This is a genomic window from Nocardia sp. NPDC058658, assembly GCF_042716665.1.
Lineage (GTDB): Bacteria > Actinomycetota > Actinomycetes > Mycobacteriales > Mycobacteriaceae > Nocardia.
The window spans coordinates 21914-43257 of record NZ_JBHXRR010000033.1; the positions used below are offsets into that span (position 1 = coordinate 21914).

Here is a 21344-nt window from a genome sequence, read left to right on the forward strand (position 1 = left end):
CCGACCCGGCGGCGCCCTCGAAGCATCATGCACCGCCCAGGCCGCTCCCCGCCGATGCCAGCCGTCACCTTGCCCAGCTCACGGTTCAACGTCTCGAGCTCATGCCGCCTGCCCACGAATTCCGCCATGCCGCCGCCTTCCGAGTGTCAGCCGAATAGCACTAACTTCAGTGTTAGTAACATGAATGTTAGCAACATTGGTCGGCGTCGGCCATCCCAGAACCGCAAGCAGCGCAGCGTGGGAAGCGATCTCCTCATGGATGAGGCCACACAAATAAGGCCCTGACCAGGGCCAGAGCCTTATTTCGAGATGGAGCCCCCTGTCAGGATTGAACTGACGACCTTCGCTTTACAAGAGCGGTGCTCTACCACTGAGCTAAGGAGGCGGGTACTGCGGCGACCATCATAGCCGCGAACGCCTACCGCGCGACACTGGATATGTCGCGCGGTAGGTGTGGGAGGTCAGGACTTGGCGCGGGCGGCGTCGTCGGCTGCCATCGCGTCACGCAGGCTCTTGGGCCGCATGTCGGTCCAGTTCTTCTCGACGTACTCGACGCACGCTGCCCGGCTTTCTTCGCCGAACACGACACGCCAGCCCGCCGGGACCTCCGCGAACGCGGGCCACAGGGAGTGCTGCTCTTCATCGTTGACCAGAACGAAGAAGCGGCCGTCCTCGTCGTCGAAGGGGTTGGTGCTCATTTCACCTCACTGGATACTGGCGCTGTGTACAGGATCACTGCGCGGCCGCTAAGCCACGAGCGTTGTGTCGACCCTAGCAAGGCATACGCTACTGGTAGGCAGTTACCCGATGCTGCCTCGCCCGGTCGATCAGGCGGCGAAGAAGTCGAGCAGGATCTTGTTGACCGCCTCGGGGCGCTCGAGGTAGCCGTAGTGGCCCGTGTCGGGGATCTCCTGGTAGCGGGCGCCGGGGATGGCCTCGGCTACTTCGCGGGAGAGGTACGGCGGGATCATCCGGTCGTCGGCGAATCCAATTGCCAAGCAGGGCACCGTAATCGAACGATACGCGGCGACGCGATCGAACTCGTGGTCCATCGCCCGCTGTGCCCGGACACCGGGCGAGGGCGTCCCCACGGTGAACTCGAACAGGTCGAGCCAGTCGCGTGCGGCGTTGGTGTCGGCCATCGTCGCGGGCGACAGGTTCATCACCGCCGACAGTGCCGCCTCGAATTTCGCGGGCAGTTTCACCGCCGACGCGTCGAGGTCCTGCTCACCGGCCGACAGCGTCTTCTGGAACTGGTCGAGCCTGCCGTGACCGGCCATGAACACGGCCTTGCGGACGAGATCGGGGCGGGCCAGCGCCAGCTCCTGCGCCACCCGCGCACCCATCGACGTCCCGGCGACCAGCGCGGGCCCTTCGTCGAGGAACTCGATCAGCGCGGCGGTGTCGGCGACCAGTTCCTCGATCCGCATCCCACCCGCGGCCTCGAACGACGGCGCGATTCCGCGATTGTCGAACACGCAGACCCGATAACCGGCCGCGACCAGCGCCGGAACCTGGTGCAGCTCCCAAACACGACCGGGCGAACCGGTGCCCATGATCAAAACCACCAGCGGACCACCGCCCTTGACGTCGGTGCCCTTGGTACGGTCGCCCTTGACCTGATAATTCAGTGCGATGCCGTTCACCGTGGCCAGTGGCATGAAGAAAACCTCTCTGCGGGGGTCGATCGAGTGCTACCTCCACGGTAACGGGACCGCCACGACACGGCACCGGGGCGGGGTGTTGCGCGTCGCTAGTTCATCGGCCGTGCGCCGGCGCCCGATAGTATTGATCACTCGCAGGTAGAGCGCAGGGAAACCGGGAGGACGAACCCATTATGGCCGCGAAGAGCACCGCCAACGACATCGCCGACGACGAACTCGAGCCGCTTGCCGACGAAACCGCCCGCCAGGCACAGAAGGTCGTCGCGGCACACGCCGAAGACGCCGACGAGTGCCGCATGCTGCTGTCCATGCTCGGCATCGCCCCCGTCTGAGAACAGCGCACCCCTGCGACGCATAAGGATGCGTGAGTGGACCAAATGATCGATCAACCGTCCAACGACCGTCCGTCCGAAGAACCTCTCGTACCCGACGGATCGGGTTCGGGATTCGTTGTCGTCGCCAACCGGCTGCCGGTCGACCTCGAGCGCCTGCCCGACGGCACCACCAGGTGGAAGCGCAGCCCCGGTGGGCTGGTGACCGCGCTGGAACCGGTGCTGCGCACCAACAAGGGCGCGTGGGTCGGCTGGTGCGGCGTGCCCGACGTCGAGGTCGAACCGATCATCGAGGACGGCCTCGAGCTGTATCCGGTGCCGCTGTCGGCGAACGAGGTGGAGGACTACTACGAGGGGTTCTCCAACGGCACGCTGTGGCCGCTGTATCACGACGTGATCGTGCGCCCGGTGTACGACCGGGACTGGTGGGCCGCCTACGTGGAGGTCAACCGGCGGTTCGCCGAGGAGACCGCGAAGGTGGCCGCCGAGGGCGCGACGGTCTGGGTGCAGGACTACCAGCTGCAGCTGGTGCCCAAGATGCTGCGCATGCTTCGCCCCGATCTGACCATCGGTTTCTTCCTGCACATCCCGTTCCCGCCGGTCGAGCTGTTCATGCAGATGCCGTGGCGCACCGAGATCGTCGAGGGCCTGCTCGGCGCCGACCTGATCGGTTTCCACCTGCCCGGCGGTGCGCAGAACTTCCTCTACCTGGCCCGTCGGCTGGCCGGTCAGCCCACTTCGCGCGGCACGATCGGTGTGCGTTCGAAGCTGGGTGTCGTACAGGTCGGGTTCCGTACGGTGCGGGTCGGCGCGTTCCCCATCTCGATCGATTCCGCCGAACTCGACGAGTCCTCGCGTCGCCGTTCGGTGCGCGAGCGTGCCGCGCAGATACGCGCTGAGCTGGGCAATCCCAAGAACATCATGCTCGGCGTCGACCGCCTGGACTACACCAAGGGCATCGACATCCGGCTCAACGCGCTGCAGGAACTCCTCGAAGAGGGCCGCATCGATCCGTCCGAGACGGTGATGGTGCAGCTGGCGACGCCCAGCCGCGAACGCGTGCAGAGCTACATCAAGATGCGCGGCGACATCGAACGTCAGGTGGGCCGGATCAACGGCGAGTTCGCCCGCGTGGGCTACCCGGTGGTGCACTACCTGCACCGCCCGATCCCCCGCGACGAGCTCATCGCCTTCTTCATCGCCGCCGACGCCATGCTGGTCACGCCCCTGCGCGACGGCATGAACCTGGTCGCCAAGGAGTACGTGGCCTGCCACAGCGACCTCAACGGTGCCCTGGTGCTGAGCGAGTTCACCGGTGCCGCGGCCGAGCTGCGCCAGTCCTACCTGTGCAACCCGCACGACCTGGACAGCGTGAAGGACGCGATCATCGGCGCCCTCGACGACGATCGCGACACCAAACGCCGCCGCATGCGCTCGCTGCGCCGCCAGGTCCTCACCCACGACGTCGAACGCTGGGCGCGCGCCTTCCTCGACGCGCTCTCGCAGGGCAATGTCGCCGGGTCGGCGCTGATGAGCGAGGAGCAGCAGACCTACCCCGCCGACCAGCGCTGACACACAGCGCCGGACGCCCGCTCGACAGGGACAGCACAGGGGCGGCTCGGGTACTGCACTGGACAGTTGATCACCAGGCGATGGTGGCGGCATCGCCCGACTGAATCCACCCGAGAGCGGTTCTGCACAGAAGCCTGGTGATCATCCGCACAGTCGGCACCGGGCCGCGATCTGTCAGATCGGGGTGACCTGGGCGACCAGCCAGCGGTCGTCGGACTTGTCCAGGGTCACTCGGACGCGGCTGCCCGAGGTGGTGCCCTGGGGGGAATCCTTGCTGGTGGTCAGCTGGTTCAGGTACAGCAGGACGACGGCGTGCTCCGGCTCGGCCGACACCACGCCCTCGGCCTGAGTGGTGGCCTTGACGGTGAGTTGCTTTTCCTTGGCCCCTGGTGCGATGGCCTGCTGGATCAGCTTCAGGTACTCGGCCCGGAACTCCTCGGTGAGATTGTCTGCCGCCCTTGGTAATTCGGTGTCGACGGTGGCGGGTTCGTAGGTGAACATCGCGCTCACCGTGCGGTTGGCCGTGCTCATCGCGTCGGTGCGCGCCTGCTCGGTCTTGTCCTGCTGCCACAGCTGAAAGCCGCTGATGCCCAGCACGATAGCCGCGATCAGGCCGGTGGCGGCGAGAGCTCCGAAGACGATCTTGATGCGCTTGCTCATCCCACGAACTCCACTTTCGACACGGTCATCCCGGCATCGCCCTGCGACACGGTGACCCGGAATCGGTACTGCCGCGACTGCGGTTCGGCCGAACCCGTATTGCTCACCGTCTGCTTCGCGGCGACCAGCACCTTCGCCGAGTTCTCGTCGACGGACTCGATCCCCGACTCGACGACCTCGCCGCTGGAGACCACCTTCGCCTGCTTCACCACGTCCATGAACGGGTCGACGCGACCGTCGAACTCGGTCTTGAACTCCCCCGAGGCCACCGACAGGATCCGGTCGATGTCCTCCTTCGCGGAGTCGGCGCGAATGGTGGTCAGGTTGATGACCGCCTGACGTGCGGTCTGCGTGTACTGCGCGCGCAGGTCCTCTTCTTGTGAGGCCGAACGGGCGGCGAGTGCGGTGAAGGTGGCGCCGACGACCAGCGCCAACACGAGCACCGCAGCCGCGGCGAGGCCGATGATCTGGCCCAGCTTCGTCAGCTTCGCGTCCTCTTCGTCGAGCTCCGAATCGTCGTCGACATCGGCACCCTTCGTCAGCTCCACGACGGCCGTGTCGGTGTCGCCGCCATTCGTCGCCGCGGCGCCCTTCGCCAGTCCGACGACAACCGTCTCATCCTCTTTCGCCGCCACCGCGGACTTCCCCAGCTCGACCGAGGCAGCGGACGGTACCGTCGCCTCGACGACCACCCCATCCCCCACCGGCGGACCCGCCGACCGTGCTGCCCGCCGACGCGGCCGGCGATCGCTGTTCTCACTCATCGTTGCTGCTCCTCCAACATCGCCTGCCAGCTGGCCGGGACAGTCCCCGAGCCGTCGGCGGCGATATCACCTTGGCGGTACATGCGACCGTCCGTACCCAGATAGGTACCGGTGGACGGGTCATAGGGGCGCGCGGCGGCGGGGGTGAGGCCGCCGGTGGACGCGCCGGTGGGGGCCGAGGCCGGGGCTACCGGCTGCGGCGCGCCGAACGGCGGGTTGGTGCCCTGCGGCACGTACCCGGTTCGGCACAGTTCGGGAGTGGGCGCCCGGACACCGGGATACTCCATGCACGGGGTGTTGCGGATACCGCGCACTTCGATCGGCGAATCCTGAGCCACCTTGCAGTACAACCCTTCTGGAGTGTCCATCGGGGTGAAGTCGCTCGGCTCACGCCACTGGTCCGCAGGCAGGAAGCCGGTGGTGCAGGCGGGCGGGTCGTTGACGACAGTCATGAAGTCGACCATGACGCCGTACTGGGTGGGTCCGCGAATGACGGTTTTCAACGCCGCGATCAACGGCGGGAAGACGACCAGAAGCTGTTCGATACCAGCGTGATACGTCACCCCGACCTGCCCGAGACTGACCAGATTGCTCATCAGCAGCGGCAGGGTCGGGCGCAGGCTCTGGAACTGCTCGTTCACTTTCTGCATCGCGGAAGGACTGTTGTGCAACAGGTTTCGCAGCGATGGATCGTGCGCGCGCAGCTGATCGGTGACAGTAGCGAGATCTGCTGTCCAGGAACGGACATCGGCCTCGGTCTGGATCTGGGTGTCCAGCAGCGGGCCGATCTGCTCGAGGAGTTTTTTCGTCGGTTCCACATCGGTCTCGGCCTGCTGCACCAGCAGGGCAGCCGAGTCGATGAACCGCTGCAGGTCGGGGCCAGCGCCGTTGAACGCCTTGAAGGCCTCGTCGATCACCTGCCGCAGCCGCGTATCGGCGACGGTGGAGAGCAGCTTGTCGGTCTGATCGAGCAGCGACCCGACATCCTGTGGCAGCTTGGTGCGCTGCACCGGAATCACCGACCCGTCGCGCAGATCGCCTGAGCTGGACTCACTTTCGGGCACCAGGTCGACGTACTGCTCACCGATCGCCGAGACGCTGCGCACCCAGGCGGTCGAGTCCGAGGGCACCTGGTAATCGCTGTCGATCGACAGATCCGCTTCGACCCCCGCCGCGGTGAGCCGTACCGCCTCGACTTTGCCGATATTGGTGCCGCGATAGGAGACATTGGCGGTCGGGTACAGCCCGCCCGTGGCGGCGAGCTGCACCGTCACGTTGTAGCGGCCGATCCCGAGCATCGCGGGGATCTGCACATACATCCCACCCATCACGACCAGACCGATCACGGTGAGAACCGCGAAGATCGCGAGCTGAACGTGGACGAACCTCGTGAGTTTCATCGTCCCGCCCCTTCCGGGCCTGGCAGCGGCACGGTGATTCCGGGAATGGCGGGCAGGCCGGGAATCGACGGCAGCCCGGGTAGCGAGGGCGCCGGTGCCTCCGGAAGTCTGGTCGGGTCACCCGCATCGGTCGCCGTCGAAGGCGCGAAACTACCGATCACACCTTCCACGCCGCCGAAGCGCCCGCCCAGCGGGGTGCCGGTGAGCCAGTTGCTGTCCAGGCGCTTGCCGGTCATGTCGACGGTGATGAACAGATTGAGGTAGTCACCCTTGATCGCGTTGCCGATGTTCTTGATCGGGAACGGGAAGGTCGGCAGGATCCGCAGCGAGTCGATGAGATTGGTGCCGGTGTCGGCCAGGGTTTCCAGCACCGGGCCGAGGCTGGCCAGGTTCGCCTTCAGGTCGGCGCCGCTGGTCTGGATGACCCGCTCGGTGACATCACCGAGCTCGCCGAGCGCGGTGACTGCCCTGGTGATGTTGGCGGTGCGGTCGGCGAGCGCGGTCAGCGCGGGGTGGATCTCCTCGATCGCGCGGGCCAGCACGTCCTGCTGGTCGGCGAGGTTGCCCGCGAGCCGGTCCAGGCCGTTCATCGCGGCGATGATCTCGCCGGTCTGCTTGTCCAGGCCGGTGGTGAGGGTGTTGAGCTGGGGCAGCAGGTCGGCGATTTCGGCCTCGCGTCCGTTGAGCGCCGCGTTCATCTCCCTGGTGATGGTCTCGAGCTGGGCGATGCCGCCACCGTTGAGCACCACCGACAGCGAGGAGAGCACCTGCTCGGTGGTCGGGTAGGCACCCGCCCGCTCCAGCGGGATCACGTCGTTGTTGCGCAACTGCCCCTGCGCGGGCGTGTTCGTAGGCGCGGACAGCTCTATGTGATTGCTGCCGAGCAGGCTGGTCTGGCCGATCTTGGCGATCGCGTTGGCGGGCAGCCGCACCTCGGGATTCAGCGATACCGTCACCAGTGCGTGCCAGCCCTCGACGTCGATCCCGGTGACATTGCCGACCTCGACGTCATCCACGCGCACCGGCGAATTGCGGGTCAGCGTAGTGACATTGGGCATCTGGATCCGCACCGTGTACGAACCGGGCGCAGTGCCCTCGGAACCCGGCATGGGTAGCGAGTTCAGTCCGTCCCATTGACAGCCGGTCGCGCCGAGCGTCACCGCGACGCCCACCGCCAGCCCGGAGAATATCCGCTTCACCGCTGTCCTCCTGGAACCGCAAGCCCGGCAAGACCATTCGGCACAGTGATCGGAGCCACCACAGGCGGCGCATCCGGTTCTGCCTGCCCGGCCAAGCTCGGCGGGCTGTAGGTCAACTGATCGGGGAAGGCCGTCACGCTACTGGCCGGGTTGAGCATGATCGGCGCGTAGTTCATCGCCAGCGAACTGATCACCGGGGCAAGGAATTCCGCGCACAGGTCCGCCGACCGGTCCGAGTCGTTGTGTTCGAGCGCCCGGATGGAACCGCAGAGGAAGCTCAATGGATTGGCCGTATTGTTCAGCGACACAGCGCCGGTGAGCGAACCCTGGGCGGGCTTGTAGATCTGGTAGAAGTTCACCAGCGCGGTCGGCGCGGAATGCAGCACCCGTTCGATTTCCGGCCGCTTGTCGACCAGAGTCTGGGTGACGTCGGCAAGCTTCTCGACACCGACGGTGAGTTCGGCGCCGCTGCCATCGAGGAAGCGTTTCACATCCGCGAGCGCTACATCCAGGCTGTCGAGGCCAGCACCGAGTTCCTCCGAAGCACCGGCGAGTACCGAGGCCACCGAGGCCAACCGGCCGCCGAACTGCACGATCTGCTCGTTGCTCGCCGAGAGCACCTCGACGAACTTCTGTAGGTTGCGGATGGTGCCGAACAGGTCGGTTCGCCCGTCGGACAACGTATTCAGCGTCGCCGACAGTTCGCGCAAGGTGTCACGGAACTTCTGGCCGTTGCCGTCCAGGTTGTTCGCGGCGGTGTCGACGAAGCGGCCGAAGGACCCCTGCGGGTCGTCGCCGACTGGGCCGAGAGCCGTTGCGAGGTTGGACAATTCGGCTTTGATGTCGTCCCACTCCACTGGCACCGCGGTGCGCTCGATCGGGATCTGCGCCCCGTCGGCCAGTTTCGGGCCGCCGGTGTAGGCGGGCGCGAGCTGGATGAACCGGGCAGACACGAGCGAGGGGGCGATCAGCACAGCACGCGCGTCGGCGGGCAGGTCGACGCCGCGATCGACGGTCATCCGTACCTGCACCCGACCCTCGCCCGGCTCGATCGCATCGATCGTGCCGATCCGCACACCGAGCATCCGCACCTCGTCACCCGCGTACAGGCCGGTGGTCGAGGCGAAAGCGGCGGTGACCTTGGTCTTGCCGATACCGAGGCCGGTGTAGATCCCGACCGCGACCAGCGCGGCGATCACCACCGCGGCGACAGCCATGATCCAGCGCGGCACGCCACGCACTTTCGAGGCAAGGTTCATCGCGGCGGATCCTCCTCAGAAGGCACGATGGCCGGCGGCGCCGGATGCGTGAAGACGTCGATCAGGTCCTGCGGCAGGTGCTCGGGCCAGACCAGCGCATCCACCAGCACTCGCAGCTCGGTGCTCGTCGCGTTCACCACGTAGGCGTTGAACCACGGGCCGTTGCCGACCTGCTCGCCGAGCGCCGAGGCGTAGGGGCCGAGATTCTCGAGCGCACTCGACAGGTTCTCCTTGTTGCGTTGCAACAGGGCGAGCACCGAATTGAGCCGGTCCAGTGTCGGTTTCAGCTGCGCCTCGTTGTCGGCGACCAGCCCGGACAGCTGCTTGGCGACCGAGTCGACATAGACGATGAGCTGGTTGATCGCGGCGCGCCGGTTGTCGAGTTCGCCGAGCAGATTGTTGCCGTCCAGCAACAGGGCGTTGAGCTGCGAACTGCGGTCGGCCAGGATCTTGGTGACGTTCTGCGCCCGGCCGAGCAGATCGGTCAGCGCCTGGTCGCGGGTGTTGATGCTGCGCGAGAGCGCGGTGACGCCGTCGAGGGCGTTGCGCAGCGGGCCCGGCGTGTCGGCGAAGGCGGCAGAGAGAGTGTCCAGGGTCTGATCGACCTGATCCATGTCGAGGTCGCGCACGGTCGCGCCGAGATCGGACAGCGCCTCGTTGAGCGAGTACGGCGAGGTGGTCCGGTCGAGCGGGATGGTGTCGGAGGTACGCAGCGCGCCCTGTCCGGTCGGCACCACGTCAAGGGACTTGCGGCCGAGCACCGTGTTGGTCTTGATCGCGGCAGATGTCTTCTCGCCCAGCACAATCGACTCGTCGAGAGTGAACTTCACCAGCACCTTGGGACCGTCGAGCGACACCTGGTCCACCTCGCCGGAGCGCACACCGGCGACGTGCACCGGGTCGCCCGGCACCAGCCCACCCGCGTCGACGAAATGCGCGGTGAAGGTCGCGCCGGAGCGGATGAACGGCAGCTTGGTGTACTGCAACGTCGCAAGGGAGATCGTCACCACCAGTACGATCCCGACGATGCCGATGGTGGCGGCCGAGGACTTCTTCTCACTCATTGGGCGTACACCTTCCGGTCGCCTGCAGACCCGGCATCTTGACTTCCATCGGCTGGCCGTTCGGGCCGTCGATCAGGAAGTTGGTGCCGCACACGTACAACTGCAGGAACGAGCCGTAGGCGCCGATCCGGATGAGCTGCTTGTAGGTTTCGGGCAGCTTCCCGAGCACCCATTCGATGTCTTCGGAGCCGTTGTCGAGGTTGGTGGCGAGCCTGCCGGTCTGCTCGATGGTGTTGCGCAGATCGGGGCGCGCGGTGGTGAGCAGGTCGTTGAGTTCCTGTGTGGCACCGGCGATTCGCGGCAGCGCGGCGCCGATCGGATCGCGTTCGGCGGCCAATCCGCTGACCAGCCGCTGCAATTCGTCGATCGTGGTGGTGAATTGTTCGTCGCGATCGTCGATGGTGGCCAGCACGGTGTTCAGGTTGTCGATCACGCTGCCGATCAGGGCGTCGCGATCGGCGAGAGTCTTGGAGAAGCTGCCACCACTGTTGAGCAGTGAGACCAGTGTGCCGCCCTGGCCCTGGAAGATCTGCAGCAGCGCCGAGGTCAGGTCGTTGACCTGTCCCGGATCGAGGCCACGCAGCAGCGGCTTGAACCCACCGAGGAGCAGGTCGAGATCCAGCGCGGGCGAGGTCTGCTCCTTGCCGATGGTGGAGCCCTCGGGTAGCTCGCGCGCCGAGCCGGGGCCTTCCTTCAGCTCCAGATACCGGTCGCCGACCAGGTTTTCGTACTTGATCGCCAGGCGGGTGCTCGACAGCACGGAGTACTTGGTGTCCACGTCGAATTCGACATGCGCGAGATCGTCGTCGCCGACTTTCACCGAGGTCACCGAGCCGACCGGCACACCCGCGATCCGGACCTTCGACCCCGGCAGCATGCCAGAGGAGTTGGTGAACACCGCCTTGTATCCGTTCTCACTGGAGAACCGTGCCTGACTGAGCACGATCGCCAAGCCGGCGAACACCAGGGTCATCACCACGGTGAAGATCGCGAGTTTGACCGTCGTCGCCGTGTTCTTCACCGTGTCACTCCCGGCAGCCCTTCCAGCAAGAGCTGGAAAACCTTTGGTGCGCTGTTCAATTCGGGCGAACCGGTGCGCGGCGTGTACGGCGCGCCCTGGTTGGTATCGGTCACCACGTAGTTCGCGTGGCTGTCGGGCACTCGGTCGAGGATGCCTTCGCAGTGCGGTCCGCCGGTGGCGTTCACCTTGGGTAGGTCGTCGGGATAGGTGTAAGGCTTGTCGCCGAACATGAAGTTCGTGTTCATGCCGACACCGGGCAGGCGACCGCCGAACATCTCCTCGGCCACCGGCATCAACGGGCCGAGGCCGTCGATGATGCAGGTCAGTGCGGGCGCGTACTCGAACAGCAGGCTGGTCGTCGGCCGCAGCAGATCCAGCGCGGTGACGAGCTGAGTTTCGTTCTCCCGCAACACCGAACCGGTCGTATCGGCCAACCCGATCACATTCACCAGCACATCATCGAGCTGAGCTTGCAACTCCGACAACGTCTTCGAGGTAACCGTCGCGTTGTCCACCGTGCGCAACAGCGCACCGGAGGCATCGGCGTAGATGTCGGTCACCTGAGCCGTCTTGTCCAGATCCTGTTGCAGCGTAGGCAGATACGGATTGATCTCGCGCAGGTAGTTGTCCGAGCGAACCAGCAAATCGCCGAACTTGTCGCCGCGGCCCTGCAGTGCGGTGCCGAGCGCGGTCAACGTGGCGTTGAGCTTCTCCGGTTCCACCTGGGCGAGCACATCGGACAGATGCTGGAACAGCGTGTTGAACTCCACCGTCACCGCACTCGCCGCGACCGTGCTGCCGGGTTTCAGCGAGCTCGACGAAGGCTGCTCGGGCACAACGAAATTCACATACTTGGCGCCGAACACCGTGGTCGAACGGATATCGACACCCGCGTTCGACGGCACCAGCTTCAGCTGCTCGGGGTCGACCTCGAGCAGCAACTGCGCACTGTCATCACGCCAGTTGATCTCCGCGACCCGACCGATCTCGACGCCGCGCACCTTCACCTTGGCGTCGCGGTCGAGCACCAAGCCCGAACGCGGCGCGTCGACCAGCACCTTCGCGGTGGCGGTGAAAGCGCCTTGGAACATCGCGAACGCGAAGGCCACCAGCCCGACGAGCAAGCCGACCATCGTGAGCGCGGCGAGCTTGCGCCCGAGCCCGCCCTGCAGGGCGGCAACGATCCGTGCTGTGTTCATCACGCTATCCCGAGAGGTGGAAGTTGCCGGAGGTGCCGTAGATGGCCAGCGAGATCAACAGCGTCACCGTGACCACCGCGATCAGCGACGACCGCACCGCGTTACCCACCGCGACACCGACGCCGACCGGGCCGCCCGCAGCGTGGAAGCCGTAGTAGGTGTGGATCAGCATCACCGCCAGCGCCATCACGATCGCCTGCGCGAACGACCAGAGAATGTCGCTCGGAATGAGGAACGTCGAGAAGTAGTGGTCGTAGACGCCGCCGGACTGCCCGTAGATCACCACAGTCGCGAAGCGGCTGGCGATGAACGAGGCGATCACGGCGAGTGCGTAGAGCGGCACGATCGCGATCATGCCCGCCAGCACCCTGGTCCCGACGAGGAACGGGATCGGCCGGATGGCCATCGACTCGAGCGCGTCGATCTCCTCGGCCACCCGCATCGCGCCCAGCTGGGCGGTCGTGCCCGCGCCGATAGTGGCCGCGAGGCCGATGCCGGAGATCACCGGCGCCGCGATGCGCACATTGATCAGCGCGGCGAAGAAACCGGTCAGCGCCTCGACACCGATGTTGCCGAGCGAGCTGTAGCCCTGCACCGCGATGGTGCCGCCCGCCATGAGCGTCAGGAACCCGACGATCACCACGGTGCCGCCGATCACGGCCAACGCGCCACTGCCCATGCTGATCTCGGCGATGAGCCGGATGGTTTCGGTGCGGTAGTGCACCAGCGCGCGCGGCACCGAACCGAGCGCCTTGACGAAGAAGATCGCCTGATTACCAAGGGAGTCGGTCGATTTCGACACGCGTTCGAAACGGCGGACCGTGCGCGGAAACTTGCTGCGAACTATGAACGCCATCACCGCACCGTGAATTTCAGGCCGATCGCGGTGACAACCACATTCACCACGAACAGCGCCATGAATGCGAATACCACCGTTTGGTTCACCGCGTCACCGACGCTCTTGGGTCCACCTTTGACACCGAGTCCGAGATAACAGGCGACCATTCCGGCGATCAGCCCGAACAAACCCGCCTTGACTTCGGAGATGATCAGTTCGGGCAGATTCGTCAGCAGCGGAATGCCGTTCACGAACGCGCCGGGGTTCACGCCCTGCAGGAAGACCGAGAACACGAAGCCGCCGACGATGCCGATGGTGCACACCAGGCTGTTGAGCATCAGCGCGACGAACATCGAAGCGAGCACCCGCGGCACGACCAGCCGACTGACGGGGTCGATGCCGAGGACTTTCATCGCGTCGATCTCTTCGCGAATCGTGCGCGCGCCCAGGTCGGCGCAGATCGCGGTGGCGCCCGCGCCCGCCACGATCAGCACCGTGACGATCGGGCCCACCTGGGTGACGGCGCCGAACGCGGCCGCCGCGCCGCTGAGGTCGGCGGCGCCGATCTCGCGCAGCAGGATGTTGAGAGTGAAGACCACCAGCACCGTGAAGGGGATGGCCACCAGCAGCGTCGGCACGATCGAGACGCGGGCCACGAACCAGGACTGGTCGACGAATTCGCGCCACTGGAACGGCCTGCGGACGGCGGCGCGCGCCACTTCCGCGCCGAGTTCGAAGAATCCGCCGACCGCCCGCAACGGGACAGCAAGGAGGTTGCTCATTGCGAATCCTCCTCAATCGACGGGCGGACCGATGTGTCCGCGTACCCGTACTTCACCGCCACCCCGATCTGAAGACTGCCCAAAGACTAGAACACGTTCCCGGTAATGTCTGCTATTTCGAGCGAGTTGGACCAGGACTTTTTCTCGAAAATCGCCGTCAAAACTGAAACGGATGCTTATCGGTTCGGTTCGCCTTCCTGTGAGCCGCCACACACCCCGACGCTCATGTCTACCAACACCTGGACCAGTGATCAACACGACAGTGGAGGCGGATTCAGCGTGAGACGCGGTGGGCCAACATCGGGCAAACCGTTCAGTAGGGGCCTCAGCCCAGATCGCGCAGGGCGCGGGCCGAGAAGGTGTGATCGGCGGGACGCTCTGCGAAATAGCCACCGAGGGTGGCGGCGAGGTCGGCCTCGGACCATTCGGCGCCGTCGGAGTCGAAACGCTGCTCGACCGTCGGGGCCGCCATCAGCGCCACCATCGGCCCGTACACGACGAAAACCTGACCGTTGACCGCGTCGGCGGCGGGCGAGGCGAGGTAGGCGACGAGCTTGGCGACATGTTCGGGTGCCAGCGGGTCGACCGCGTCGTCGGGCGCCTGCTCGAAGACCGACTCGGTCATCGCGGTCCTCGCGCGGGGGCAGATCGCGTTGGCGCGCACGCCGTACCTGGACAGCACGCGCGACGCGGTGAGCGTGAGCGCGGTGATGCCGGCCTTGGCCGCACCGTAGTTCGCCTGACCTTCCGGCCCGAGCAGGCCCGCCTCCGAGGAGGTGTTGACCAGCCGGCCGTACACCGGCGCGCCCGCCGCCTTCGACGCCGCGCGCCAGTAGGCGGCCGCGTTGCGGGTGAGCAGGAAGTGTCCGCGCAGGTGCACCGCGATCACCGCGTCCCAGTCCTCGTCGGACATGTTGAACAGCATGCGATCTCGCGTGATGCCCGCGTTGTTGACGACGATGTCGAGGCCGCCGAGGGATTCCTGCGCGGTCGCGACGAGCGCGTCGGCAGTGGCCCGTTCGGCGATCGAGCCGCCGACGAATTCGGCCTTGCCGCCGAGTTCGCGGATCGCGGCGATGGTCTCGGCGGCCGCGTCCTCGGTGAGGTCGTTGACGACCACCGCCGCGCCCGCAGACGCCAGCGCGAGAGCTTCGACCCTACCGAGCCCGGCGCCCGCACCGGTCACGACGGCGACCCGGCCCTCCAATGAAATCTGCGTCACACTCATTCGGCCGACTCTAGAACGTGTTCCACCATCCGACAAGAGCCGATCACGCCAACCTCAGCGCAGCCTTGGGGCACTGCGCCACGGCTTCCTCGGCGTCGGCGAGGCGATCGGGCGCGACATCACCCTTGGCGACGGTCAATTGATCGTCGTCATCGAGTTCGAACATGTCAGGTGCGATTCCGACACAGACTCCGTTCGCTTCGCACCGGTCGAAATCGACGATGATCTTCATGAGAACTTCCTTCCACACGGTCTTGGCGACACTAACCCAGACAGCCGGGTCCGCGGGGCGGAACAGTCGCCGAATCACTTGCAATACTGGAACATGTTCCAGTTCGTATGCAATGATCGGTTTCGGCGGGGCTCACCCCCTGCGCCCCGCCACCCGACTTGTCAGCTCGACACCGAGGTAGGAAGCATGCGCGTCGCGTATACGCCGCAGCAGGAAGAATTGCGCGCCGAGCTGCGCGAATATTTCGCGAAGCTGATGACGCCCGAGCGGCGCGCGGCACTGAGCATGCAGACCGGCGAATACGGTTCCGGCAATGTCTACCGCGAGGTCGTGCGCGAGATGGGCCGCGACGGCTGGCTCACGCTGAGCTGGCCCAAGGAGTACGGCGGCCAGGACCGCACCACGATGGATCAGCTGATCTTCGTCGAGGAAGCCGCCATCGCGGGCGCGCCGGTGCCGTTCCTGACGCTGAACTCCGTGGCGCCGACCATCATGCAGTACGGCTCCGAGGAGCAGAAGAAGTTCTTCCTGCCGCGCATCGCCGCCGGTGAACTGCATTTCGCCATCGGCTATTCCGAACCGGGCGCGGGCACCGACCTTGCCGCACTTCGTACTTCGGCGGTGCGCGACGGCGACGACTATGTGATCAACGGTCAGAAGATGTGGACCAGCCTCATCGCCTACGCCGACTACATCTGGCTGGCGGTGCGTACGGATCCGAATGCCAAGAAGCACAAGGGCATCACGATGCTCATCGTGCCGACCGACGCCGAGGGGTTCTCCTGGACGCCGGTGCACACGATGGCCGGGCCCGACACCAGCGCCACCTATTACCAGGACGTGCGCGTACCCGTCTCGTCGATGGTCGGGCCGGAGAACGGCGGGTGGTCGCTGATCACCAACCAGCTCAACCACGAACGGGTCGCGCTGACATCCGCCGGGCCGTTGTCGCTGGCGGTGGGGCAGACCGTGGAGTGGGCTCGTTCGACTACCGGCTCCGATGGTTCGCGGGTGATCGACCAGGAATGGGTGCGGCTGAATCTGGCTCGCGTGCACGCGAAAGTCGAGTACCTCAAGCTGCTGAACTGGGAGATCGCCAGCCGCGCCGATCAGGGCGGTGAGGCCGCGCCGAAACCGTGGGACGCCTCCGCCTGCAAGGTCTACGGCACCGAACTCGCCACCGAGGCCTACCGCCTGCTGATGGAGGTCGTCGGCCCGCACGCCTACCTGCGCCAGGACTCCCCCGGCGCCGTCCTGCTCGGCCGACTCGAACGAATGCACCGCGCCGCACTGATTCTCACCTTCGGCGGCGGCACCAACGAGGTGCAGCGCGACATCATCGCCATGACCGCCCTGCGCCAGCCCGCCTCCGCCCGCTGAAAGCCGGTATCCCCCATGGATTTCACACCCACCGAAGCCCAGACCGACCTCGCCACCCTGACCGGCGAGATCTGCGCCAAACTCGTCACCGCCGATCGCCTGCGTGAACTCGATGTTCCCGGACGCTTCGACGAGCAGCTCTGGAAGGCCCTCGCCGAAACCGGCGTGCTGGCAGCGGCACTGCCGGAAGCATTGGGCGGCAGCGACTTCGGCGCACTCGAGCAGACCGCGATCCTGCGCGAACTCGGCCGCGTCGTCGCCGCGGTGCCCTACCTGTGGTCGGTCGTCCTCGGCGCGGGTGCGCTGGCGAAGTTCGGCGATGCCTCGCAGCAGCAGCTGGCGGCTCGGGCAGGCAGGGGCGAGCTCGTGCTCACCACCGCGCTGGCCGAAGAACTACACGCCACCACCGCCGCCCCCGGCATCGTCGCCGAGGCGGCCTACTCACCCGAGGCCGCCTGTGCGACCGAGGGCGTCGGCACCGACGCGAAGAACGGCACGACACTGCACGGGACCGAAGTCGACGACACTGCCGCGTCCGCGACCAGTGCGACCTGGACGCTGACCGGGAGGGCGACCACCGTCCCCCACGCCGATCGAGCCGCGCGAATCCTGGTGCCCGCCACTATCTCCGGGCGTACAGCGGTATTCCTGGTCGACCCGACCCACACCTCGGTCACCCGCACCGCACAGCAGGTGGTCGACCTCTCCCCTGAGTTCCTCGTCGAATTCACCCACTCCCCAGCCGAATTGGTCGGCACCATCGAATCCGGCGCCGATATCCTCACCTGGCTACGCGAACACGCCTGGCTCGGCCTATCCGCCCTCCAACTCGGGACCCTCGAACGAGCACTGGACCTCACCGCCGAACACACCCGCACCCGCGAACAATTCGGCAAACCCCTCGGCTCCTTCCAAGCAGTATCCCAACGCCTCGCCGACGCCTACATAGAAATCGACGGCCTCCGCCTGACCGTCACCCAAGCGGCCTGGCGACTCTCGGAAAACCTCCCCGCCGCCGAGTCCATCCACATCGCCAAATTCTGGGCCGCCGAAGCAGGCCACAAGGTCGCCCACACCGCCGTCCACATCCACGGCGGCCTCGGCATCGACCGAGACCACATCACCCACAACTACTTCACCGCCGCCAAACACCACGAATACGCCCTCGGCGGCGCAACCCCCCACCTCCTCGCCCTCGGCGCGGAACTGGCGCAGTAGTCGACCAAGCCCTCGCGCCTCACCAGGTGACCGCGCGAAGTGCGAGCGTACAGAATGCGGAGTTCGTACGAACTTCGTGCGAAGATGTACAATTCGTACATGACTGCAGCCCCCGTACCTGAGAACTGGGAACTCCCGGTAAGTGAAGCCAGGGAGCGCCTCGCCGACGTGATCGCGGCCGCCGAGGCCGGCAGAGTCGTGCACTTGACCCGCCATGGCCGCCGTGTGGCCGCCGTGGTGCCGGACTCGATGGCCGAGACCGCAGACAGTCAAGTCCGCGCGCTATCGCGACAATTCACCGAGCGTCACAGGAGCCTGCTCGACAGGCTCGCCGAGTGAGCGAAGCGGAGATCTATTACCTCACGGTCGCCGACCTGCGAGCAATCGCCGAGGATGTAGCCGGGCAATATGTCGTGCGCGACGCGGGACTGCTCGCATCGGCGGCCGCACGTCCAGCAACCACAGTGTTCGGCACCGACGCCTACCCAGGCATCTGGGAGAAGTCGGCCGCGCTCCTACACTCGATCGCCGCCAACCATCCCCTCGTCGACGGCAACAAACGCCTTGCCATCGTAGGCGCGATCGTCTTCCTTGCCCGCAACGGCATCGACACGACTTCGCTCGACGAAGACCTCGCCTACGACCTCATGATCGACGTCGCCAGCGGCGCAGTTGTCGATGTCCCCGAGATCGCGTCTCGCCTCGCTACTGCGCTGAAACACTGACCCCGGCCTTGGCTGAATCCGAATGTGTCAGGACCGCCGCCCAACCGCTGATCGGTCCGGCGTAATCACGCAAAACGGCTCGTTCCAGTCAGTTTTCTGACTGGAACGAGCCCGATTGCGTGATTACGCCAGTTCTACGCCGACCCGGCCTCCGCATGCTCATCCGCGGGCCGCTCATCGGTCTGCGCCTTGGCCCAGCGGTAGTCCGGTTTTCCGGCGGGCGAGCGCTTGATCTCGTCGACGAACCACAGGCTGCGGGGTTGCTTGTAGGAGGCGATCTCGCCAGCGAGGACCGGCTTCAAATCGGCCAGGGTGGGGCGGTATTCGCCGCGGCACTGGACGACCGCGCAGACCCGCTGACCCCAGCGTTCGTCCTCGACGCCGACTACCAGTGCGTCGAAGATCTCCGGGTGGGCCTTGAGGGCGCCCTCGACTTCCTCGGGGTAGATCTTCTCGCCCCCGCTGTTGATGCTCACCGAACCGCGGCCGAGCATCGTGACCGAGCCGTCCTCCTCGACGCGCGCGTAGTCGCCGGGGATCGCGAAGCGAATCCCGTTGAACTCCTTGAACGTCGCGGCCGACTTGACCTCGTCCTTGTAGTAGCCGAGCGGGATGTGCCCGCTGCGCGCCAGCAAGCCGACCTCGCCGGAACCCGGCTTCACCGGATTCCCTTGTTCGTCGAGCACCTGGGTGGCGGCGTCGATCTTCACCCGGGGGCCGCCGGTGTGGGTGGCGCCCTTGGCGACCAGGGAAAGTCCGCCGAAGCCGGTCTCCGAGGAGCCGATGGAGTCGGAGATCATCCGGTTGGGCAGCACTTCGAGGAACTTGTCCTTGAGCGACGGCGAGAACAGCGCCGCGCTGCTGGCCAGCACGTACAGCGTCGAAAGGTCGTACGGCTCACCGGTTTCCGGGTTGCCTTCGGCCAGTGCGTCGAGCATCGGGCGCGCCATCGCGTCGCCGGTGATGAAGATCAGGTTGATGCCGTGCTTGTCGACGGCCTGCCACACACCGTGCCCGCTGAACTCGGGGATCATCACCGCCTTGCCGCCGCCGAACAGGCTGTGGAAGGTGGCCCACTGCGAGCCGCCGTGGATCATCGGCGGGATCGGGAAGCGCACCATCTGCGGGTTGGCCGCGCCGATCTTGGCCAGCTCCCATTCGTCCTTGGTGTACTCGCCGGTGACGAAGTTGATGCCGGCGCCGAGCACCCGCCAGACGTCCTCGTGCCGCCACATCACGCCCTTGGGCAGGCCGGTGGTGCCGCCGGTGTAGAGCATGTAGATGTCGTCGGGCGAGCGTTCCTCGAAGTCGCGTTCGCCCGACGAATCGGCCAGCGCCGCTTCGTATTCGACCGAGTAGTCGGGGGTGTCCGCGGAGGTGCCGTCGTCGACGACGATCACCGTCTTCAGCCCGGGCACCTTGTCCCGAACCGCCGCCACCTTGTCGGTGTAGCGGCGCTCATGGATCAGCGCCACCATGTCGGAGTTGTCGAAGATGTGCAGTAACTCGTTCTCGACATAGCGGAAATTGACATTGATCATCACCGCCCGCGCCTTGAAGACGGCCACCATCGCTTCGACGGCCTCGACGGTGTTGCGGGAATAGATTCCGACTTTGTCGCCGGGACGCACACCCTGTTCCAGCAGGTAGTGGGCCAGCTTGTTGGCCCGCTCCTCCAGTTCGGCGTAGGTCGACTCTCGATGTTCGCCGACCAGCACGATCCGGTCGGGCATCAAGTCGACGGCATGTTCGACGAGATCGGCTATGTTGTAGCTCACAGGGTCAAAAATAGAACGTGTTACTGTTTCTGACAAGGTTTTCGGCGAATGCGTCCGAACGTTGTGAGGAGATTTTCAGATGACCCACTGTCTGGTCGAGAAGCGTGGCCACGTTCTCATCGTCACCATGAACCGCCCCGAGGCGCGCAATGCTCTTTCCGGCGAGATGATGGCAATCATGCGCGACGCCTGGGACCAGGTGGACAGCGATCCCGACATCCGCGTCGCGATCCTCACCGGCGCGGGCGGCGCGTTCTGCGCCGGCGCCGACCTCAAGGCGATGACCACCCAACACCCCGGCGATTCGTTCGCCGGTGGCGGCTGGGACCTGTCCCGCATCGACGCCCTGCTCAAGGGCCGCAGGCTCACCAAGCCCCTGATCGCCGCCGTCGAGGGCGCGGCGATCGCGGGCGGCACCGAAATCCTGCAGGGCACCGACATCCGAGTAGCAGGCGAAAGCGCCAAATTCGGTGTCTCAGAGCCCCGTTGGGGCCTGTTCCCCCTAGGCGGCTCAGCAGTCCGCCTCACCCGCCAAATCCCGTACACCGTAGCCGCCGACCTCCTGCTGACCGGCCGCCACATCAAGGCCACCGAAGCCAAGGAGATCGGCCTCATCGGCCACGTAGTCCCCGACGGCGCCGCCCTGGACAAGGCACTGGAACTGGCCGAAATGATCGCCGCCAACGGCCCCCTAGCCGTACAGGCGATCCTAAAAACCATCCGAGACACCGAAGGCATGCACGAAAACGAAGCCTTCAAGGTAGACGCCGAACTCGGCACCGCCGTCTTCAAGTCAGCCGACGCCAAAGAAGGCCCCAAAGCCTTCGCGGAAAAGCGCAAGCCCACGTTCACCGGCACATAAATCCGCCATAACCGCACCCCAGCCACACCGCACACCCCAGTTCCGCCATGACCGCACTCCCAACCCCCACACCCGACCCCTAGGGAGGGTCGCCGCGAAGCGGCGTAGCGGCCCGGCCGCGAGTTAGCCGCCGTTGCGTCCGAGGCGAAGCCTCCAGCAACGGTGGC

General features: G+C 65.9%; 22 protein-coding genes and 1 tRNA gene. 7 read left to right on the forward strand and 16 right to left on the reverse strand.

Annotation, left to right across the window (positions count from 1 at the left end):
* Nucleotides 1-310 precede the first annotated feature (310 nt).
* From ACFWUP_RS29440 to ACFWUP_RS29450, 3 genes are all read right to left on the reverse strand, one after another.
* Nucleotides 311-385: transfer RNA gene (locus ACFWUP_RS29440), tRNA-Thr, on the reverse strand.
* Nucleotides 386-461: 76 nt separating this feature from the next.
* The gene (locus ACFWUP_RS29445) at nt 462-698 is read right to left on the reverse strand and encodes an MbtH family protein (protein ID WP_379239233.1); all 237 of its coding nucleotides are present in this window, start codon (nt 696-698) and stop codon (nt 462-464) included.
* 129 nt (nt 699-827) lie between these two features.
* A complete protein-coding gene (locus ACFWUP_RS29450) occupies nt 828-1661 on the reverse strand; it encodes an alpha/beta fold hydrolase (RefSeq protein WP_379239234.1) in 834 nt (277 codons plus the stop codon).
* A gap of 176 nt (nt 1662-1837) precedes the next feature.
* Here ACFWUP_RS29450 and ACFWUP_RS29455 point away from each other — a divergent pair, with 176 nt between their 5' ends.
* Nucleotides 1838-1996 (forward strand): hypothetical protein, encoded by a 159-nt coding sequence (locus ACFWUP_RS29455; protein WP_379239235.1) that lies wholly within the window; start codon nt 1838-1840, stop codon nt 1994-1996.
* A 45-nt stretch (nt 1997-2041) separates the two neighbouring features.
* A complete protein-coding gene (locus ACFWUP_RS29460) occupies nt 2042-3568 on the forward strand; it encodes a trehalose-6-phosphate synthase (protein ID WP_379239255.1) in 1527 nt (508 codons plus the stop codon).
* Between the two features lie 174 nt (nt 3569-3742).
* Here ACFWUP_RS29460 and ACFWUP_RS29465 read toward each other — a convergent pair whose 3' ends face one another.
* The 12 genes from ACFWUP_RS29465 to ACFWUP_RS29520 form a co-directional block, all read right to left on the reverse strand.
* Nucleotides 3743-4228, reverse strand: a complete 486-nt coding sequence (locus ACFWUP_RS29465) for a h domain protein (RefSeq protein ID WP_379239236.1) — start codon at nt 4226-4228, stop codon at nt 3743-3745.
* Nucleotides 4225-4992 (reverse strand): hypothetical protein, encoded by a 768-nt coding sequence (locus ACFWUP_RS29470; protein WP_379239237.1) that lies wholly within the window; start codon nt 4990-4992, stop codon nt 4225-4227. The genes ACFWUP_RS29465 and ACFWUP_RS29470 overlap by 4 nt, the downstream gene beginning before the upstream one ends.
* Complete coding sequence (locus ACFWUP_RS29475) at nt 4989-6392, reverse strand: MCE family protein (RefSeq protein WP_379239238.1); 1404 nt, start codon at nt 6390-6392, stop codon at nt 4989-4991. Before ACFWUP_RS29475 ends, ACFWUP_RS29470 begins: the two co-directional genes overlap by 4 nt.
* On the reverse strand, nt 6389-7591 hold the full coding sequence (locus ACFWUP_RS29480; RefSeq protein WP_379239239.1) for an MCE family protein: 1203 nt from the start codon (nt 7589-7591) through the stop codon (nt 6389-6391). The genes ACFWUP_RS29475 and ACFWUP_RS29480 overlap by 4 nt, the downstream gene beginning before the upstream one ends.
* Nucleotides 7588-8850 carry an MCE family protein gene (locus ACFWUP_RS29485; protein WP_379239240.1) on the reverse strand — a complete coding sequence of 421 codons (1263 nt, stop codon included), beginning with the start codon at nt 8848-8850 and terminating at the stop codon, nt 7588-7590. Before ACFWUP_RS29485 ends, ACFWUP_RS29480 begins: the two co-directional genes overlap by 4 nt.
* Nucleotides 8847-9914 carry an MCE family protein gene (locus tag ACFWUP_RS29490; RefSeq protein ID WP_379239241.1) on the reverse strand — a complete coding sequence of 356 codons (1068 nt, stop codon included), beginning with the start codon at nt 9912-9914 and terminating at the stop codon, nt 8847-8849. Before ACFWUP_RS29490 ends, ACFWUP_RS29485 begins: the two co-directional genes overlap by 4 nt.
* Nucleotides 9907-10935 (reverse strand): MCE family protein, encoded by a 1029-nt coding sequence (locus ACFWUP_RS29495; protein WP_379239242.1) that lies wholly within the window; start codon nt 10933-10935, stop codon nt 9907-9909. The genes ACFWUP_RS29490 and ACFWUP_RS29495 overlap by 8 nt, the downstream gene beginning before the upstream one ends.
* The gene (locus ACFWUP_RS29500; RefSeq protein ID WP_379239243.1) at nt 10932-12134 is read right to left on the reverse strand and encodes an MCE family protein; all 1203 of its coding nucleotides are present in this window, start codon (nt 12132-12134) and stop codon (nt 10932-10934) included. The genes ACFWUP_RS29495 and ACFWUP_RS29500 overlap by 4 nt, the downstream gene beginning before the upstream one ends.
* A 4-nt stretch (nt 12135-12138) precedes the next feature.
* Nucleotides 12139-12990 carry an MlaE family ABC transporter permease gene (locus ACFWUP_RS29505; RefSeq protein ID WP_379239244.1) on the reverse strand — a complete coding sequence of 284 codons (852 nt, stop codon included), beginning with the start codon at nt 12988-12990 and terminating at the stop codon, nt 12139-12141.
* On the reverse strand, nt 12990-13754 hold the full coding sequence (locus ACFWUP_RS29510; protein WP_379239245.1) for an MlaE family ABC transporter permease: 765 nt from the start codon (nt 13752-13754) through the stop codon (nt 12990-12992). The genes ACFWUP_RS29505 and ACFWUP_RS29510 overlap by 1 nt, the downstream gene beginning before the upstream one ends.
* 325 nt (nt 13755-14079) lie before the next feature.
* The gene (locus ACFWUP_RS29515; protein WP_379239246.1) at nt 14080-14982 is read right to left on the reverse strand and encodes a 3-oxoacyl-ACP reductase; all 903 of its coding nucleotides are present in this window, start codon (nt 14980-14982) and stop codon (nt 14080-14082) included.
* A gap of 43 nt (nt 14983-15025) precedes the next feature.
* On the reverse strand, nt 15026-15214 hold the full coding sequence (locus ACFWUP_RS29520; RefSeq protein WP_379239247.1) for a ferredoxin: 189 nt from the start codon (nt 15212-15214) through the stop codon (nt 15026-15028).
* 186 nt (nt 15215-15400) lie between these two features.
* On the opposite strand from ACFWUP_RS29520, the gene ACFWUP_RS29525 reads away from it, so the two are divergent.
* From ACFWUP_RS29525 to ACFWUP_RS29540, 4 genes are all read left to right on the forward strand, one after another.
* Nucleotides 15401-16594 carry an acyl-CoA dehydrogenase family protein gene (locus ACFWUP_RS29525; protein WP_379239248.1) on the forward strand — a complete coding sequence of 398 codons (1194 nt, stop codon included), beginning with the start codon at nt 15401-15403 and terminating at the stop codon, nt 16592-16594.
* A 15-nt stretch (nt 16595-16609) separates the two neighbouring features.
* Complete coding sequence (locus ACFWUP_RS29530; protein ID WP_379239249.1) at nt 16610-17812, forward strand: acyl-CoA dehydrogenase family protein; 1203 nt, start codon at nt 16610-16612, stop codon at nt 17810-17812.
* A gap of 99 nt (nt 17813-17911) precedes the next feature.
* A complete protein-coding gene (locus ACFWUP_RS29535) occupies nt 17912-18151 on the forward strand; it encodes a type II toxin-antitoxin system Phd/YefM family antitoxin (protein ID WP_379239250.1) in 240 nt (79 codons plus the stop codon).
* Nucleotides 18148-18537 carry a type II toxin-antitoxin system death-on-curing family toxin gene (locus ACFWUP_RS29540; protein WP_379239251.1) on the forward strand — a complete coding sequence of 130 codons (390 nt, stop codon included), beginning with the start codon at nt 18148-18150 and terminating at the stop codon, nt 18535-18537. The genes ACFWUP_RS29535 and ACFWUP_RS29540 overlap by 4 nt, the downstream gene beginning before the upstream one ends.
* A 134-nt stretch (nt 18538-18671) precedes the next feature.
* On the opposite strand, the gene ACFWUP_RS29545 is transcribed toward ACFWUP_RS29540, so the two are convergent.
* Nucleotides 18672-20315 carry an acyl-CoA synthetase gene (locus ACFWUP_RS29545; protein WP_379239252.1) on the reverse strand — a complete coding sequence of 548 codons (1644 nt, stop codon included), beginning with the start codon at nt 20313-20315 and terminating at the stop codon, nt 18672-18674.
* 79 nt (nt 20316-20394) lie between these two features.
* Between ACFWUP_RS29545 and ACFWUP_RS29550 the strand changes: the two genes are divergently transcribed.
* Nucleotides 20395-21177: a crotonase/enoyl-CoA hydratase family protein gene (locus ACFWUP_RS29550; protein WP_379239253.1), complete on the forward strand. Its 783-nt coding sequence runs from the start codon at nt 20395-20397 to the stop codon at nt 21175-21177.
* The last annotated feature ends 167 nt before the right edge of the window (nt 21178-21344 follow it).

Coding starts and splice junctions, on each gene's coding strand:
- ACFWUP_RS29530 (WP_379239249.1), top strand. CDS start 16,610: ATGGATTTCACACCCACCGAAGCCCAGACCGACCTCGCCACCCTGACC.
- ACFWUP_RS29515 (WP_379239246.1), bottom strand. CDS start 14,982: ATGAGTGTGACGCAGATTTCATTGGAGGGCCGGGTCGCCGTCGTGACC.
- ACFWUP_RS29470 (WP_379239237.1), bottom strand. CDS start 4,992: ATGAGTGAGAACAGCGATCGCCGGCCGCGTCGGCGGGCAGCACGGTCG.
- ACFWUP_RS29505 (WP_379239244.1), bottom strand. CDS start 12,990: ATGGCGTTCATAGTTCGCAGCAAGTTTCCGCGCACGGTCCGCCGTTTC.
- ACFWUP_RS29510 (WP_379239245.1), bottom strand. CDS start 13,754: ATGAGCAACCTCCTTGCTGTCCCGTTGCGGGCGGTCGGCGGATTCTTC.
- ACFWUP_RS29535 (WP_379239250.1), top strand. CDS start 17,912: ATGACTGCAGCCCCCGTACCTGAGAACTGGGAACTCCCGGTAAGTGAA.
- ACFWUP_RS29460 (WP_379239255.1), top strand. CDS start 2,042: ATGATCGATCAACCGTCCAACGACCGTCCGTCCGAAGAACCTCTCGTA.
- ACFWUP_RS29445 (WP_379239233.1), bottom strand. CDS start 698: ATGAGCACCAACCCCTTCGACGACGAGGACGGCCGCTTCTTCGTTCTG.
- ACFWUP_RS29465 (WP_379239236.1), bottom strand. CDS start 4,228: ATGAGCAAGCGCATCAAGATCGTCTTCGGAGCTCTCGCCGCCACCGGC.
- ACFWUP_RS29520 (WP_379239247.1), bottom strand. CDS start 15,214: ATGAAGATCATCGTCGATTTCGACCGGTGCGAAGCGAACGGAGTCTGT.
- ACFWUP_RS29525 (WP_379239248.1), top strand. CDS start 15,401: ATGCGCGTCGCGTATACGCCGCAGCAGGAAGAATTGCGCGCCGAGCTG.
- ACFWUP_RS29475 (WP_379239238.1), bottom strand. CDS start 6,392: ATGAAACTCACGAGGTTCGTCCACGTTCAGCTCGCGATCTTCGCGGTT.
- ACFWUP_RS29485 (WP_379239240.1), bottom strand. CDS start 8,850: ATGAACCTTGCCTCGAAAGTGCGTGGCGTGCCGCGCTGGATCATGGCT.
- ACFWUP_RS29490 (WP_379239241.1), bottom strand. CDS start 9,914: ATGAGTGAGAAGAAGTCCTCGGCCGCCACCATCGGCATCGTCGGGATC.
- ACFWUP_RS29455 (WP_379239235.1), top strand. CDS start 1,838: ATGGCCGCGAAGAGCACCGCCAACGACATCGCCGACGACGAACTCGAG.
- ACFWUP_RS29450 (WP_379239234.1), bottom strand. CDS start 1,661: ATGCCACTGGCCACGGTGAACGGCATCGCACTGAATTATCAGGTCAAG.
- ACFWUP_RS29500 (WP_379239243.1), bottom strand. CDS start 12,134: ATGAACACAGCACGGATCGTTGCCGCCCTGCAGGGCGGGCTCGGGCGC.
- ACFWUP_RS29550 (WP_379239253.1), top strand. CDS start 20,395: ATGACCCACTGTCTGGTCGAGAAGCGTGGCCACGTTCTCATCGTCACC.